Origin of the sequence: Vibrio sp. OPT18 (assembly GCF_015163615.1) — a bacterium.
Lineage (GTDB): Bacteria > Pseudomonadota > Gammaproteobacteria > Enterobacterales > Vibrionaceae > Vibrio > Vibrio coralliirubri.
The window spans coordinates 228,866-242,354 of record NZ_JADDYK010000036.1 but is presented as its reverse complement, the minus strand read 5'-3'; the positions used below and the strand labels follow the sequence as shown (position 1 = coordinate 242,354).

The 13,489-nt window shown below is 44.6% G+C and carries 13 protein-coding genes; 5 read left to right on the top strand and 8 right to left on the bottom strand.

The window, feature by feature from the left end; genetic code table 11:
- The first annotated feature begins 110 nt into the window (after nucleotides 1-110).
- A complete protein-coding gene (gene fldB, locus IQQ51_RS09095) occupies nucleotides 111-632 on the top strand; it encodes a flavodoxin FldB (protein ID WP_048606779.1) in 522 nt (173 codons plus the stop codon).
- Nucleotides 633-762: 130 nt separating this feature from the next.
- On the opposite strand, the gene brnQ is transcribed toward fldB, so the two are convergent.
- On the bottom strand, nucleotides 763-2,076 hold the full coding sequence (gene brnQ, locus IQQ51_RS09090) for a branched-chain amino acid transport system II carrier protein (RefSeq protein WP_050651911.1): 1,314 nt from the start codon (nucleotides 2,074-2,076) through the stop codon (nucleotides 763-765).
- 314 nt (nucleotides 2,077-2,390) lie between these two features.
- On the opposite strand from brnQ, the gene IQQ51_RS09085 reads away from it, so the two are divergent.
- Together IQQ51_RS09085 and srmB are read left to right on the top strand one after the other, a co-directional pair.
- Nucleotides 2,391-3,119, top strand: coding sequence for a tRNA1(Val) (adenine(37)-N6)-methyltransferase (locus IQQ51_RS09085; RefSeq protein ID WP_193840863.1), 729 nt, complete (start codon nucleotides 2,391-2,393; stop codon nucleotides 3,117-3,119).
- A gap of 107 nt (nucleotides 3,120-3,226) precedes the next feature.
- On the top strand, nucleotides 3,227-4,492 hold the full coding sequence (gene srmB / locus IQQ51_RS09080) for an ATP-dependent RNA helicase SrmB (protein ID WP_017059323.1): 1,266 nt from the start codon (nucleotides 3,227-3,229) through the stop codon (nucleotides 4,490-4,492).
- Nucleotides 4,493-4,617: 125 nt separating this feature from the next.
- Here the strand turns inward: srmB and yaaA are convergent, their stop codons facing one another.
- Together yaaA and IQQ51_RS09070 are read right to left on the bottom strand one after the other, a co-directional pair.
- Nucleotides 4,618-5,394 carry a peroxide stress protein YaaA gene (gene yaaA / locus IQQ51_RS09075; protein WP_048606773.1) on the bottom strand — a complete coding sequence of 259 codons (777 nt, stop codon included), beginning with the start codon at nucleotides 5,392-5,394 and terminating at the stop codon, nucleotides 4,618-4,620.
- Between the two features lie 208 nt (nucleotides 5,395-5,602).
- Nucleotides 5,603-7,030 carry an alanine/glycine:cation symporter family protein gene (locus tag IQQ51_RS09070; protein ID WP_032545312.1) on the bottom strand — a complete coding sequence of 476 codons (1,428 nt, stop codon included), beginning with the start codon at nucleotides 7,028-7,030 and terminating at the stop codon, nucleotides 5,603-5,605.
- 709 nt (nucleotides 7,031-7,739) lie between these two features.
- On the opposite strand from IQQ51_RS09070, the gene IQQ51_RS09065 reads away from it, so the two are divergent.
- Nucleotides 7,740-7,928, top strand: a complete 189-nt coding sequence (locus tag IQQ51_RS09065) for a DUF3545 family protein (protein ID WP_017059319.1) — start codon at nucleotides 7,740-7,742, stop codon at nucleotides 7,926-7,928.
- Between the two features lie 152 nt (nucleotides 7,929-8,080).
- Here IQQ51_RS09065 and IQQ51_RS09060 read toward each other — a convergent pair whose 3' ends face one another.
- The 3 genes from IQQ51_RS09060 to nfo all read right to left on the bottom strand — a co-directional run bounded on the left by IQQ51_RS09060 (nucleotide 8,081) and on the right by nfo (nucleotide 10,705).
- Nucleotides 8,081-8,632: a hemerythrin domain-containing protein gene (locus IQQ51_RS09060; protein ID WP_193840862.1), complete on the bottom strand. Its 552-nt coding sequence runs from the start codon at nucleotides 8,630-8,632 to the stop codon at nucleotides 8,081-8,083.
- A gap of 86 nt (nucleotides 8,633-8,718) precedes the next feature.
- Entirely contained in the window at nucleotides 8,719-9,399 is a 681-nt protein-coding gene (gene ung, locus IQQ51_RS09055) for a uracil-DNA glycosylase (RefSeq protein WP_193840861.1), read from the bottom strand.
- A gap of 397 nt (nucleotides 9,400-9,796) precedes the next feature.
- Complete coding sequence (gene nfo, locus IQQ51_RS09050) at nucleotides 9,797-10,705, bottom strand: deoxyribonuclease IV (RefSeq protein ID WP_050654352.1); 909 nt, start codon at nucleotides 10,703-10,705, stop codon at nucleotides 9,797-9,799.
- A 326-nt stretch (nucleotides 10,706-11,031) separates the two neighbouring features.
- On the opposite strand from nfo, the gene grcA reads away from it, so the two are divergent.
- Nucleotides 11,032-11,409, top strand: a complete 378-nt coding sequence (gene grcA, locus IQQ51_RS09045) for an autonomous glycyl radical cofactor GrcA (RefSeq protein ID WP_017059315.1) — start codon at nucleotides 11,032-11,034, stop codon at nucleotides 11,407-11,409.
- A 152-nt stretch (nucleotides 11,410-11,561) separates the two neighbouring features.
- Here the strand turns inward: grcA and IQQ51_RS09040 are convergent, their stop codons facing one another.
- Both IQQ51_RS09040 and thrC read right to left on the bottom strand, forming a co-directional pair.
- The gene (locus tag IQQ51_RS09040; protein WP_052880101.1) at nucleotides 11,562-12,221 is read right to left on the bottom strand and encodes an NADPH-dependent FMN reductase; all 660 of its coding nucleotides are present in this window, start codon (nucleotides 12,219-12,221) and stop codon (nucleotides 11,562-11,564) included.
- A 176-nt stretch (nucleotides 12,222-12,397) separates the two neighbouring features.
- Nucleotides 12,398-13,489 (bottom strand): threonine synthase (gene thrC, locus IQQ51_RS09035; RefSeq protein WP_228012755.1); only part of this gene is annotated, 1,092 nt, incomplete at its 5' end.

Genomic DNA, 13,489 nt, shown 5'->3' with positions numbered 1-13,489 from the left:
CAGAGCAAATATGAATGCCATAAAAATTACGACTTGAGCGGATAATCGCTGCAATCGAAGTCGATTTATGGTTAGAATTCGCCATCTGAAATTAAAATCGAACGTTTGCTATGAAAATTGGATTATTTTACGGCTCAACCACCTGCTACACAGAAATGGCAGCAGAGAAAATTCGCGGCATTATTGGTGAAGACCTAGTTGATATCCATAACGTGAAAGAAACCCCTCTTTCATTGATGGCGGACTACGACCTTTTATTGCTGGGCATCTCGACTTGGGACTTCGGTGAAATCCAAGAAGATTGGAATGAACTGTGGGAAGACATCGCAACCACGCCAATGAAAGGCAAGGTTGTGGCTCTGTTTGGTTTGGGTGACCAAGAAGGCTACGGTGAATGGTTCCTCGATGCGATGGGTCTATTGCATGATGAACTGAAAACCGCGGGTGCAGAGTTTGTTGGCTTCTGGCCAAACGATGATAGCTACGAGTTCGAAGCGTCTAAAGCGTTAACGGAAGACAAATCTCAATTCGTTGGTTTGGCGCTTGATGAAGATTCACAATACGAGCTTAGCGACGACCGTATCGCAAGCTGGGTTGAACAAGTACTGGTTGAGTACAGCGAAAAGCTATAACCAATCAGAAGTGCTCCCGGCTAAGTAGCTGAATATAAAAAGACCACAGAATACAAAAAGGCCTCATTACTGCGGAGTAATGAGGCCTTTTCTATTTCATCTCGAAGGACAATCTAATCTCAACGGAAGATTAAACAGTCTCTTCAGCCATCTCTTGTTCTGTTGATTTACCAACGAAGAACATACAGATGATTGCAGCCGTTGTTGGAAGCAACCAACCCATACCGATCTCAAACAGTGGCAGCATCTTAAGTGCAGACACATCTACACCCGCTACTTTAGCGCCATCAATAAGAGCAAACAGCAGTGACACTAATACCACTACGCGGTAAGCCGCTTTTGGATTAGGGAAACGGCTACGCAAGAATGTCAGAGCAACCAACGCGATAGCGACTGGGTACAGTGCAAACAGTACTGGAACAGACAGAGAAATCAGTTGAGAAAGGCCAACGTTCGCAACGGTTGCACAAGCGACACCGTTGATGATTACCCAAGTCTTGTAAGACAGAGGCGTTAGCGAGCTGAAGTAATCAGAACATGCTGACACAAGGCCAATCGCCGTAGTTAGACACGCTAATAGTACGATCACAGAAAGCACTAGCTGACCAGAAGGGCCAAACAACGATTGAACGTATAGACTTAAGATAGCGCCGCCATTGTCGGCACCAGCTGCGACTGTTGCACTTGTTGCGCCTAGGTAGAATAGAGAGATGTAAACAAACGCTAGACCCGCTGCGGCAATACAACCCGCGCTAATTAGGTACTTAGTCGTCGCTGCACGGTCAGTAATGCCCTTGCTACGAATCGCATCAACAATCAGCATACCAAACATCAAAGAAGCAAAAGTATCCATGGTGTTGTAGCCTTCAAGGAAACCTTTGGTCAGTGGCTGAGTGATGTACTCACCGTGAGCCGCAAGAATATCACCTTGAGGGTTAACGAACACAGCAATCGCCAGTACAACCAAACCAACGAACAATGCAGGTGTTAGTACCTTACCAATGATGTCAATAAGCTTACCTTGCGACCATGAGAAGAACATCGCTACTACAAAAAATGCAATCGAAAAGAGAGTTAGGTGAGCTTGAGAGGCATCGATGAAGAACGGTTTCACCGCCATCTCATAGGCAACAAGGCCAGTACGCGGTGCAGCAAATGCAGGACCGATAATGATAAAGATCAGCACAGCCATGATGGTTGCAGCTTTCTTAGGAAGATCTTTAGTTAAGTGACCCCAAGAGCCACCAGCCACTGCGACCGCGACGATAGTGATTAACGGCAGACCAACGGCAGTCAGCAGAAAACCAGACATCGCTGGCAGGAAGTGATCACCGGCTAATTGGCCAGCTAGAGGTGGGAAGATGATGTTACCTGCACCCAAGAAAAACGCAAAAAGCATAAAGCCCAATGCCATTATATCTGTTAGTTTTAGACTCTGTTTCACAGATAATCCTTAATTATATTTATGAATTTATGTTGTGCTTACATGAATGTTACAGCTCAAAGCTGCCAATCAATCTATAAAATAGTCGCGCATAATGACGAAACAACTGGCTAGCTGCAAGTCACCACACAAAAACACCATATAAATTTGCATATGAGAATAAAAGGCAGTGGATTCCACTAGCTATAGAAAAATAGCCACAATTATAAACTAACCATAATTCACAACAATAGTTTCTCAAGCAGAACATTGATTCATACAAGCGGTTAACATTAGAGCTAATCACTTAAAATATCTCGATACTCAGAACATTAATGAAAGACAAAACAGTGCAAACTAAAAGCTTCAATTTTAAGCAATTCTCAATTTACGGCGGGAAAAGCGGTATGCCAGTCAGTACCGATGGCGTATTACTTGGCGCGTGGGTAAGCCTGCCACAAAGATCATGTGTACTCGATATTGGAACCGGAACAGGTCTGCTGGCTTTGATGGCTGCGCAGCGTTTTGAAGATGCTTCAATCTCTGCGATAGATATTGATCAACACGCCATTGATGCTGCCACTGTTAATATTGAGCAGTCGCCTTGGCAAGATCGTATCTCCCTTGATCACGGCAGCGTGTTAACGGCCGACTTTCCACAAAGGTTTGATGCGATCATCTGTAACCCGCCCTACTTCAACTCTGGAGAACAGGCGCAGCAAAGCCAAAGAGCCACCGCCAGACACACCGACAGCTTGGATCATTTAGCGCTTGCCCAGCGATGTTTCGAGATAACAACCGACGCCGCGACTGCCAGTTTCATCCTACCGACGCCTGAGGGGGAAGGTTTTATCAAGCTTGCCGAGCAATGTGGTTGGTATCTAGCAAAACGCCTTGATGTGAAAACAACAGATAAAAAGCCAGCTAGCCGAATTTTATTCGAGTTATCTAAAGATCCTGCTTGCGAGCAAGATTTGCAGCGCGAATCGCTTACAATTCACCACCAAGGTGGTTATAGCGAAGCATTTATTGCGCTCACTAAAGATTTTTATCTCAAGATGTAGCAAATACCATGTGATCCTAATCACTAATGCTTCTATAATGTCCGACTACTCTTTTTTATCGTCTGCTTTTTGAGGCAGAAACATTTATTGCTTGTGGAGAAACAACAGTGATCAGAACCTTTGCAGAACTCGATCTAAACCAAGAGCTGCTTAAAGCAATTGACGAAATGGGCTACGAACGTCCAACACAGATACAAGCTGAAGCAATCCCACAAGCGTTAGATGGAAGAGACGTTTTGGCTTCTGCGCCAACAGGTACTGGTAAAACAGCATCATTTGTATTGCCAGCACTGCAATACCTACTGGATTTCCCACGTAAGAAATCTGGTCCTGCACGTATGCTTATCCTGACGCCAACGCGTGAGCTAGCAATGCAGATCACCGAACAAGCACGTGAGCTTGCTAAATACACCAGCCTAAACATCTTCACGATCACAGGCGGTGTGATGTACCAAGAGCACGCAGATATCTTAAGTACGACTCAAGATATCGTAGTAGCAACACCTGGCCGTTTGATGGAATACATTGAAGGCGAGCGTTTTGACTGTCGTGCGATTGAATGGCTAGTTCTAGATGAAGCGGACCGTATGCTAGACATGGGCTTTGGCCCTGTTGTTGACCGTCTGTCTGCAGAGTGTCGCTGGCGTAAACAAACTTTACTGTTCTCAGCAACGCTAGAAGGTAAAGGCATTGAAGGCTTCACTGAAGATCTACTTAAAAACCCAGCGGAGATCGATGCGAAATCATCACTTCGTGAGCGTAAGAAGATCACTCAGTGGTACCACCGTGCAGACACAGCAGAGCACAAGCTGAACATCCTAAAGCACGTCATCACAGAGCAAGCTGAGCGCAGCATCGTGTTCTTGAAGACGCGTGATCGTCTAGGTGATCTACGAGCTCAGCTTGAAAGCGCGCAAATCCCATGTGCATGGATTCAAGGTGAAATGCCTCAAGATCGTCGTAACAACGCGATTGCTCGTTTCCGTGACGGTTCTGTAAACGTACTACTAGCGACTGACGTTGCTGCTCGTGGTATCGACCTTCCAGACGTAAGCCACGTAATCAACTACGACATGCCACGTACGGCTGACGTATACCTACACCGTATTGGCCGCACTGCTCGTGCTGGTAAAAAAGGTAACGCGGTTTCTATCATTGAAGCGCACGATCAACTAATGATTGAGCGTGTGGCTCGTTACACAGACGAACCAATCAAAGAACGCTTCATCGAAGGCATGCGCCCTACGCATAAGAAAGCGGCCGTGACTAAGAAGAAGAAACCGAAGAAAGAAGATAAGAAAGCTGTAGAGAAACAAAAAATCGCGAAGAAGAAAAAAATCGCGAAGAAAAAGAAAGCAGCAAAGAAGAAGTAATCTGACTATTTGCTAGCTTCTAAATGATTCAATAAAAAAGCCCCATGCAGTTCGCTGCATGGGGCTTTTCTCTATCTGGTCTGTTATCGGGCTAAAACCGAGAGTAACTCGTTAGCCAAGGGCTACTAGTTTTGCTCTTCACGCTTGAAGACAAGCTCTTTCGCGTTCGACTCTTCTTCAACGAAGTAGTAACCCGCCGTATCAAACTGGGTCAGCGCCTCAACCGAGTCGATCTTGTTCTCGATAATGTAGCGAGCCATCATGCCACGTGCTTTCTTCGCGTAGAAACTGATTACCTTGTACTGACCGTTCTTGCAGTCTTTGAATACAGGGGTAATCACTTGGCCATCCAAGTTCTTCGGCTTCACGGCTTTAAAGTATTCGTTAGACGCTAGGTTGATCAACACGTTGTCGCCTTGAGCATTCAATGCTTCATTCAGCTTGTCTGTGATGATGTTGCCCCAGAACTGGTACAAGTTAGTACCACGAGCATTCGCCAAGCGTGTCCCCATCTCTAGGCGATAAGGCTGCATCAAATCTAACGGCTTAAGCAAGCCATATAACCCAGAAAGCATACGTAGGTGGTTTTGTGCGTAATCAAAATCTTCATCCGATAGCGTTTCAGCGTCTAGGCCAGTGTATACATCGCCCTTAAAGGCTAGGATTGCTTGGCGTGCGTTGTCTTGGGTAAAGGTCTCGCTCCACTGCTCAAAGCGCGCTACGTTCAACCCTGCGATTTTATCGCTGACTTTCATCAGTGCAGAAATATCTACTGGCGTCAGTTTGCGGCACTCTTCAATCAGCTCAGCAGAGTGTTCAACAAACTCAGGCTGACTAAAGCGTTCCGTCGCTAATGGTGATTCGTAATCAAGTGTTTTGGCTGGAGAAACGACAACTAACATAACTTTACCCTAATCGGTTATCTAACTGGATGCTGCTAGAGTATAGAAAAAACATCAACTTGTCTTTATGACTCTTCCTATTACTTCGATAGAGAAAATTAGCTTTGATAGACAGAATGAGACAAATGACAGGCAAAGAAAAAGGCTAAGGTCGAAACCTTAGCCTTTCTAATCACTTTAGGATGAGCCGTTTATCGCTCCAACAAGATTACTTCTTGTTGTTGTCCCAAATACCGTCTTCCAGCTGAGACTTAAGCTCTGGGAAGTCATTCGAATCGAATGTTGGTACTTTACCCGCGTCTAGTTGGCGGTTGTAGTCTTTCGCTAGCTTAATCACGATGCCAGATAGCAGGATAATCGCCACCAAGTTAACAATCGCCATTAGGCCCATCGATACGTCAGCCAGTGCCCATACCGTTGGTAACGTCGCTAGAGAACCGAACATAACCATACCCAGAACAACGATACGGAACAGCACTAGGCCCTTCTTGTTGTTGTGCTCAAGGAAGATAAGGTTCGTTTCAGCGTACGAGTAGTTTGCAATGATTGAAGTGAAAGCGAAGAAGAAAATCGCTACCGCTACAAAGATGCCGCCCCATTCGCCCACTTGTGCTGTTAGTGCACGTTGCGTTAGTTCGATACCCGTTACTTCACCGTGTGGTACATACTCACCAGACATCAGGATGATTGCGACTGTTGCTGAACAGATAACAATGGTATCCATGAACACGCCTAGCATTTGCACGTAACCTTGTGATGCTGGGTGCGGTGGGTAAGGCGTAGCAGAAGCTGCTGCGTTTGGCGCAGAACCCATACCCGCTTCGTTCGAGAACAAACCACGTTTGATACCGTTAATCATCGCTTGTGCGATTGCGTAACCTAGACCACCCGCTGCTGCTTCTTGCAGACCGAATGCACTCTTGAAGATAAGAGCCAGTACTTCAGGCACTTTCTCGATGTTCGCGAACATTACGTACATAGCGATCGCTAGGTAAGCCAATGCCATGATTGGAACGATGATTTCTGCTGTACGTGCAATCTTACGGATACCACCGAAGATAACGAATGCAGAGATGATTACGATACCAACACCAACGTAGCTACGCTCAAGGTCGAATGCTGTGTTCATTGCGCTTGCAATCGCGTTCGCTTGAACCGCGTTAAATACAAGACCAAATGCAATGATTAGGAAGATAGAGAATAGAACCCCCATCCAACGCATGCCTAGGCCTTTCTCCATGTAGTATGCAGGGCCGCCGCGGTAGTTACCGTCGTTATCACGCGTTTTGTATAGCTGTGCCAGTGTGCTTTCTGCAAACGATGTTGCCATACCTAGCATTGCGATTAGCCACATCCAGAAGATAGCACCAGGGCCACCAGCTGTTAGTGCTACAGCAACACCTGCCATGTTACCCGTACCTACACGAGCAGCGAGACTAGTACAAAGAGCTTGGAAAGAAGAGATACCAGCACTGTCTGCTTTACGGCTGTTTCTAAGAACAGAGAACATGTGGCCGAAATGGCGGAATTGAATGAAGCCTAGTCGTACAGTGAAGTAGATACCCACACCAACCAGTAAGTAAACTAAGATAGATCCCCAAAGGAGATCGTTCATCAAATTGATTAAGTCTGTCACGTGAACCTCGTAATTGAGTTTAAGCACCGATCATGCTTCCTAGCCTTCCTCTTAATCGCCTATGCCTCTGTCAATGTTGTGTCGGCACTCTTGTTATATTCTTGCGGCGATTGAGACTGTAAATGTCGCTTCATGCATCCATTTTACGTATCAGTGTATTTTTTGACGGGCGGATAATGCAGCGAGACGGCCTAAAAATCAATATGCAAATGCACTTATATTAAAATGACATTTCACTAATAACACACCTTTTGTTAACACAACTTTCAACAATGCAGCCCAATAAAAGTCACATTATCGGGACATAATATCAACAACAGCCACGGCACTACCCCAACAAGAACATCATCCTATAAAAATGACGTCAGCCTAGGTTTTACAAGGTATAGTGAAGATCTTCGTTTTTTTCTAGGCCAATGAGATCCCTATACCGCACGGCACCATGTGCACTTCAATGCATTGTAGTCAAAACGCTATTCCATTCGCACAATGAATTAACATTCAATAACCCCCAATTTAATCGTTTACTTAGGTTTGTTTGCCTGTTTTTTATACATAATAATTCTCATAATGTGTGAGCATGCATAAGAAAATAGAACAAAAGCTTCATAGATTTGAAACAAATGAGAAACAAATCAAAGTTATTGTGAACCTAAATATGATATTTATTGGTTCGTAAGAACTAGTCCCACGGAAGGAGATATGGCTTATGGATAGCTTTCAATTCGATGAAGTATCAGAACTAGAAATGCCTCGTGTAACTCAAAAATCACGCTCGAAACCACTCAAGCGTAAGTGGCGTGAAATCGAAGCCATCAACGATCGTAGGCAGCTTGAGAAAGAGCTGAGAGAGATGAACCTAGGTCTTGATTTTAGCCTTGACGATATAAAGCTTTAATCAGCACGATAAGAAATCAGATAGCAAAAGGCACCTATATAGGTGCCTTTTTTATTGTTTGAGGTAGTTAATCCGCTCAAAGCGCCATTTGGAAACCAACCCTCTAATATAGAGGGCACCTAAAAATAGGGGCGTTTCAACATTAAAACAGGCTAAACGCACTCTTGTTCATTTTGTCGAACCCGAGCCGCGAGTTGGCGATATTGATCGGCGATGGTCTCTCCAAAGACAGGGTCATCTTCAGGTTGAAGCCATTGAGACTCCACTTCTTGCCAATCTTTCACCGTGAACGCCTCAACAATCATGGGTAGCACATGCTTCTCTTCATATTCCATGTGTTTTCGCTGGGCCTTCACAAACGCTTCAAGCTGCTCAATAAAGACTTGTTGAGGGACCACCGCATCTTGAAGGATCATATCGACCAAACCTAAAAAGTCCGCCGTTTTCTCAGAAAGCAATTGATGCTCTAACTCCAAGTCTTCAATCGCTTGCTCGCTGCCATATTGCTTAAGATAGTAGCGATAAATGACGTCTTCTTTAGGGTGATGCACTTTGTCTGAATGGTTCATAAGGTAATGAACCACCTCTGCGATCAGGCTATAGTTTATTTCTCGCTCCTCTTTCAGAAATTCTAACTTACTGTTGAGTATCGCGAGTAAACGAGCCATATAGCCATGCTCTCGTCTTATCCTTTCAATCATCATAGTATTGCACTCCATTACACCTACTATTTATAAGTGTATACGAATATGCTGATTTATGATTTGACCCTGCTCAGAAAACCACCAACCTACACTTCTGTTGGTAAACGCCAGTCAATAGGTTGTTGATCCATAGAAGAAAGCAGCTTGTTGGTTGTAGAGAAGTGCTGACAACCGAAGAAGCCACGGCGTGCCGATAATGGCGATGGGTGAGGTGCAACCAACACATGATGCTTGTCGTCATCAATCGCTTGGCCTTTCTTCTGAGCGTGTGCGCCCCACAACAAAAAGATGATCGGTTCAGAGCGCTGATTAAGCTCAGCAATAATGGCATCGGTAAAGGTTTCCCAGCCACACTTAGCATGTGAGTGTGCTTTTGCCTCTTCTACGGTAAGGACAGTGTTCAACATCAACACCCCCTGTCGTGCCCAAGAATCGAGATAACCATGACTAGGAATCTCAAAGCCCTCTATATCTTGTGCAAGCTCTTTGTACATATTGCGTAGAGAAGGGGGAATTTTCACACCAGGAAGCACTGAGAATGCTAAGCCGTGAGCTTGGTTAGCACCGTGATAAGGATCTTGCCCTAAGATAACCACTCTCACGGACTCGAAAGGCGTCATATCAAAGGCACTGAACACCTGATCTTGTGGCGGGTAGACGGTTTTGCCACTATCACGTTGCTGTTCAACAAACGCGAGGACACTCTGAAAGTACTCTTTATCACGTTCATCATTAATAATGGATTCCCAAGTCTTTGGTGCGCTCATCGTTTTACTTCCCAATCATCAAGGTTTCTAGCGGCTTTCGCCAGACAAAAAAATAGCTGTATCGGCTAACTGTCCTAAATAAGGCTCTAGTTATACCTCATACAGCTATCAATAAACATGATGTGTAGGGTTCACTTGTTGATGAATCATAATAATCAGTTCAAGTTGTGTTTATCTCGATTAACCACTTTTCTGCTGTGTACGATGGTGGCCGTGGTTATGCACGTGACGGTTTGGTGTAGGTAAACGGCGTGCGACTGCAATAGTTGAAGTTTGGGTGATTGAATACATAAAGGCACCTCCTCTAAGACATCGTGAACTACATATTCACTTTAATACTATGAAAGAAAGGTGCCAATTTTTAGAAATAGACGGAAATAAATTTCCCCCTCTATTATTACGCTTCTTCGCTCGCTAGCGTTGCTGAGCGATGAAACATTCTAAGTTGTTGAATTTCCTCTTTCCAGATGGTCGAATCAATGGTTTCCAAGATAAGAGGGATACCATTAAAGCGAGAATCAGAGGCAATATACTCAAAACAATCCCAGCCAATTTCGCCTTTTCCTAAAGAATGGTGTCGATCGACTCGGCTCGCGAACTCAGCTTTTGAATCATTGATGTGCATTGCTCTTAGATAGTGCATACCCACGATGCGGTCGAACTCAGCAAAAGTATGCTCACACGCCTCTTTTGTACGTAAGTCATAGCCAGCAGTAAACGTATGGCAGGTGTCTAAGCACACACCAACACGTGACTTATCTTCTACCTGATCGATAATCTCTGCTAGATGTTCAAACTTCCAACCCAGGTTAGTGCCCTGCCCAGACGTATTCTCGATCACTGCGATTACGTCAGGTACCGCTTGATGAGCTAGGTTGATCGATTCAGCGATCTTCGCCAAACATTCGCTTTCTGAGATTTTCTTCAAATGACTGCCAGGGTGAAAATTCAAAAGCGTTAATCCAAGTTGATTACAACGCTCCATTTCATCAATAAAAGCCGCGCGTGATTTCTCTAGCTTCTCTTCTTCTGGTGCTCCTAGGTTAATCAGGTAGGAGTCATGAGGAAGAATGTGCTCAGCACCGAAGCCCAACATTTTGCAATTGGCTTTAAAGGCACTAATGGTTTTCGCTTCTAGCGGTTTTGCCGCCCACTGTCTCTGGTTCTTGGTAAACAGTGCAAACGCATTGGCGCCAATTTCACGTGCACGCATAGGCGCCTGATCAACACCACCAGCAGCCGATACATGAGCGCCAATAAACTTAATATTTGTTTCCGGTTTTGAGGATGAATTATTGTTTGTCATTAAATCACTTTACACTTTCAGAATGCTTAATAAATAAAGGGTCGTATCGGTTGCAGTTCAATAAAAACACAACAAATGTAGTAAACTTACAACAAATATGACTGTTAAATATTTTTTATACTTTAAAATATTTTGTAATTACTTTGTTTTCAAAGGTTTTATTGATTTACCTCAATATAATCACCTTTGTAAAAATATGGTTTTTGGTTGTTTTTTGACTTAAATCAATGTTAACCTTACTAATATTAGGTATATATTACCCAGCTCAATAAAAATCGAAAGTTAACACCATAATCAAACCACATTCAGTGGACTAGGAGATAGTTATGATCCAAGGTATTCAAATTACTAAAGCAGCAAACGATGACCTACTAAACTCAATCTGGCTACTAGATAGCGAGAAGAATGAAGCTCGTTGTGTTGTTGCTACTGCAGGTTTCGAAGCTGACCAAGTTATCTCAGCTGCAGACCTAGGCGAGTACGAAAGCCGTGAAGTTGCAATCGAAGCAGCACCACGCATCGAAGGTGGCCAACACCTAAACGTTAACGTTCTTAAGCGTGAAACGCTAGAAGACGCAGTTGCTCACCCAGAGAACTACCCACAGCTAACTATCCGTGTATCGGGTTACGCTGTACGTTTCAACTCTCTAACAACTGAACAGCAACGTGACGTTATCGCACGTACGTTCACTGAGTCTCTATAATCTCAGTAAACTAGAGTGTTAAAGATTTAAAAAGCTTGGTCAGAAATGGCCAAGCTTTTTTAGTTTTTGTCCTAGCAACTTCTTATCGCTTATTGTTCCAACTCGAACCCGTTCCCTTAAAACCAAACAGCACTGTCACCAATCAAATTTGGTTATGGCGCATTTCGTTGAGAAGGATCTTTAGTAAAGGCTTTCGCCAGAGCCGTTGGATCCACCTTGTCTCTTTGTAGCGCAGCGCCTTGTGCCCACCACATCAACTGGTGGAATGTTCGGTTCATGTATTCATCCCATTGTGCTTGATCAGACTCTTGAACAACGCCGCCCTCTTCATCAAACACTTCTTGCGCTTTCGGCAAGTGAATCATCGCAGAAACTGGCAAGCAACCTAGCTCTGACAAGAAGGTGCGCATTGAAACGGATGCTCTTGCCCCGCCCCACTGACCGGCAGAATAGGTCACAATCGCACTCGGTTTATATGAAAATAGCGAGCTACCAAAGTGATTGAGAATATTAGCTAGCGCTGGGCTCATCGAATGATTGTATTCCGGGCTAACCATCACATAGCCATCAGCTTTAGCGATCTTGTCGGCTAACTCCGCTAAATGTGCGGGTACTTTTGAACGATGATACGAAAACTCAGGCTTAAACACATCGCCAAAGTCATAATTCAATGGGTCGATAATCTCGACCGTATGCTCTGAGTGTTGATTCGCAAGCAGCTTTTCACACGCCTTGCTGACTCTCATCCCTAATCGCGCAGGTCTTGGAGGTGTGCTCTCACGTACAGAGCCAAGAAAAATCAAAAAATTCATACGATCCCTTTCCGTTTTGATCGGGTTAAAGCAATAAGCTGACTTAAAGCCATTTAAGCGTAAGAAAACCCTTAAATAAAGCTTACTTTAAAAACACTCAGACAATAAAAAAGGTGAATGATTGCTCATTCACCTTTTCTGATCTATCTAAGTTCTACGTTTACGTTTTTGAAAAATTACGCAGGTTGAACTCGACGAAGCACTGCTTTTAGCGCTTCAAAATCGTTATCAAGATCTTCAGACAACAACTCCATCGCCGCGTGTTTTGCTAGCGGGCCAGGCAGTTCGATATCAGAGCCTAGGATGTCATCAACCACTTCTTTAAATTTCGCTGGGTGTGCTGTACACAGGAACAAGCCAGTTTCGTTCTCTTGCAGCTGCTCTTCCAGTAGACGGTAAGCAATCGCACCATGTGGTTCACATAGGTAACCTTGTGCTTTTAGGTCGCGTACTGATTCAGCGCTCTGCTCGTCAGATACTTTACCCTTGCCTAGTGTATCTAAGCCCCAACCTTTCAGTTGGCAAAGCTCTTCGATACGAGGCCAGTTGTTCGGTTGGCTTACGTCCATCGCGTTCGATGTTGTTGCAACGGTCGGTTTTGGATCCCACTCGCCTGTTTCTAGGTAACGAGGAACCGTGTCATTTTCGTTGGTTGCTGCGATGAAACGCTTAACAGGTAGACCTAGCGCTTTAGCCAGTAGACCAGCTGTTAGGTTACCAAAGTTACCACTTGGTACAGAGATAACCAGGTTTTCACGTTGCTCTTTAGTCAGCTGAGAAGCCGCTTCAAAGTAGTAACAGATCTGAGCCATTAAACGGCTGATGTTGATCGAGTTTGCTGAGTTCAAGCCAATCTCTTTACGCAGTTCTGCGTCATCAAATGAGTCTTTAACTAGAGCCTGACACGCATCAAAGTCGCCATCAATCGCCACAGTGTGGATGTTCTTACCAAGCGTACAGAACAGCTTCTCTTGCAGTGGGCTGATCTTGCCTTTCGGGTAAAGAATCACAACATTGATGTCTTCCATGCCGTAGAAAGCATGCGCAACCGCCGCACCAGTATCACCTGATGTTGCCGTTAAGATAGTGATTTGACCACCATCAGAAACAGCGGCTAAAGATTGAGCCATAAAGCGGCCGCCGAAATCTTTAAATGCCAGTGTTGGACCGTGGAAAAGCTCAAGCGCGTAAACGCCGTCTTTTACTTGGTTGATTGGTGCAGGGAATTGGAACGCTGCATCCACCATTTGGTCGATCTGCTCTTTTGG

What these genes read in the sequence shown, in the direction of transcription:
- ung (WP_193840861.1), bottom strand. Translation starts at nt 9,399, where the DNA reads ATGAGCGCACCAAAGACTTGGGAATCCATTATTAATGATGAACGTGAT.
- nfo (WP_050654352.1), bottom strand. Translation starts at nt 10,705, where the DNA reads ATGACAAACAATAATTCATCCTCAAAACCGGAAACAAATATTAAGTTT.
- grcA (WP_017059315.1), top strand. Translation starts at nt 11,032, where the DNA reads ATGATCCAAGGTATTCAAATTACTAAAGCAGCAAACGATGACCTACTA.
- yaaA (WP_048606773.1), bottom strand. Translation starts at nt 5,394, where the DNA reads ATGTTAGTTGTCGTTTCTCCAGCCAAAACACTTGATTACGAATCACCA.
- IQQ51_RS09085 (WP_193840863.1), top strand. Translation starts at nt 2,391, where the DNA reads ATGAAAGACAAAACAGTGCAAACTAAAAGCTTCAATTTTAAGCAATTC.
- fldB (WP_048606779.1), top strand. Translation starts at nt 111, where the DNA reads ATGAAAATTGGATTATTTTACGGCTCAACCACCTGCTACACAGAAATG.
- IQQ51_RS09040 (WP_052880101.1), bottom strand. Translation starts at nt 12,221, where the DNA reads ATGAATTTTTTGATTTTTCTTGGCTCTGTACGTGAGAGCACACCTCCA.
- IQQ51_RS09060 (WP_193840862.1), bottom strand. Translation starts at nt 8,632, where the DNA reads ATGATGATTGAAAGGATAAGACGAGAGCATGGCTATATGGCTCGTTTA.
- IQQ51_RS09065 (WP_017059319.1), top strand. Translation starts at nt 7,740, where the DNA reads ATGGATAGCTTTCAATTCGATGAAGTATCAGAACTAGAAATGCCTCGT.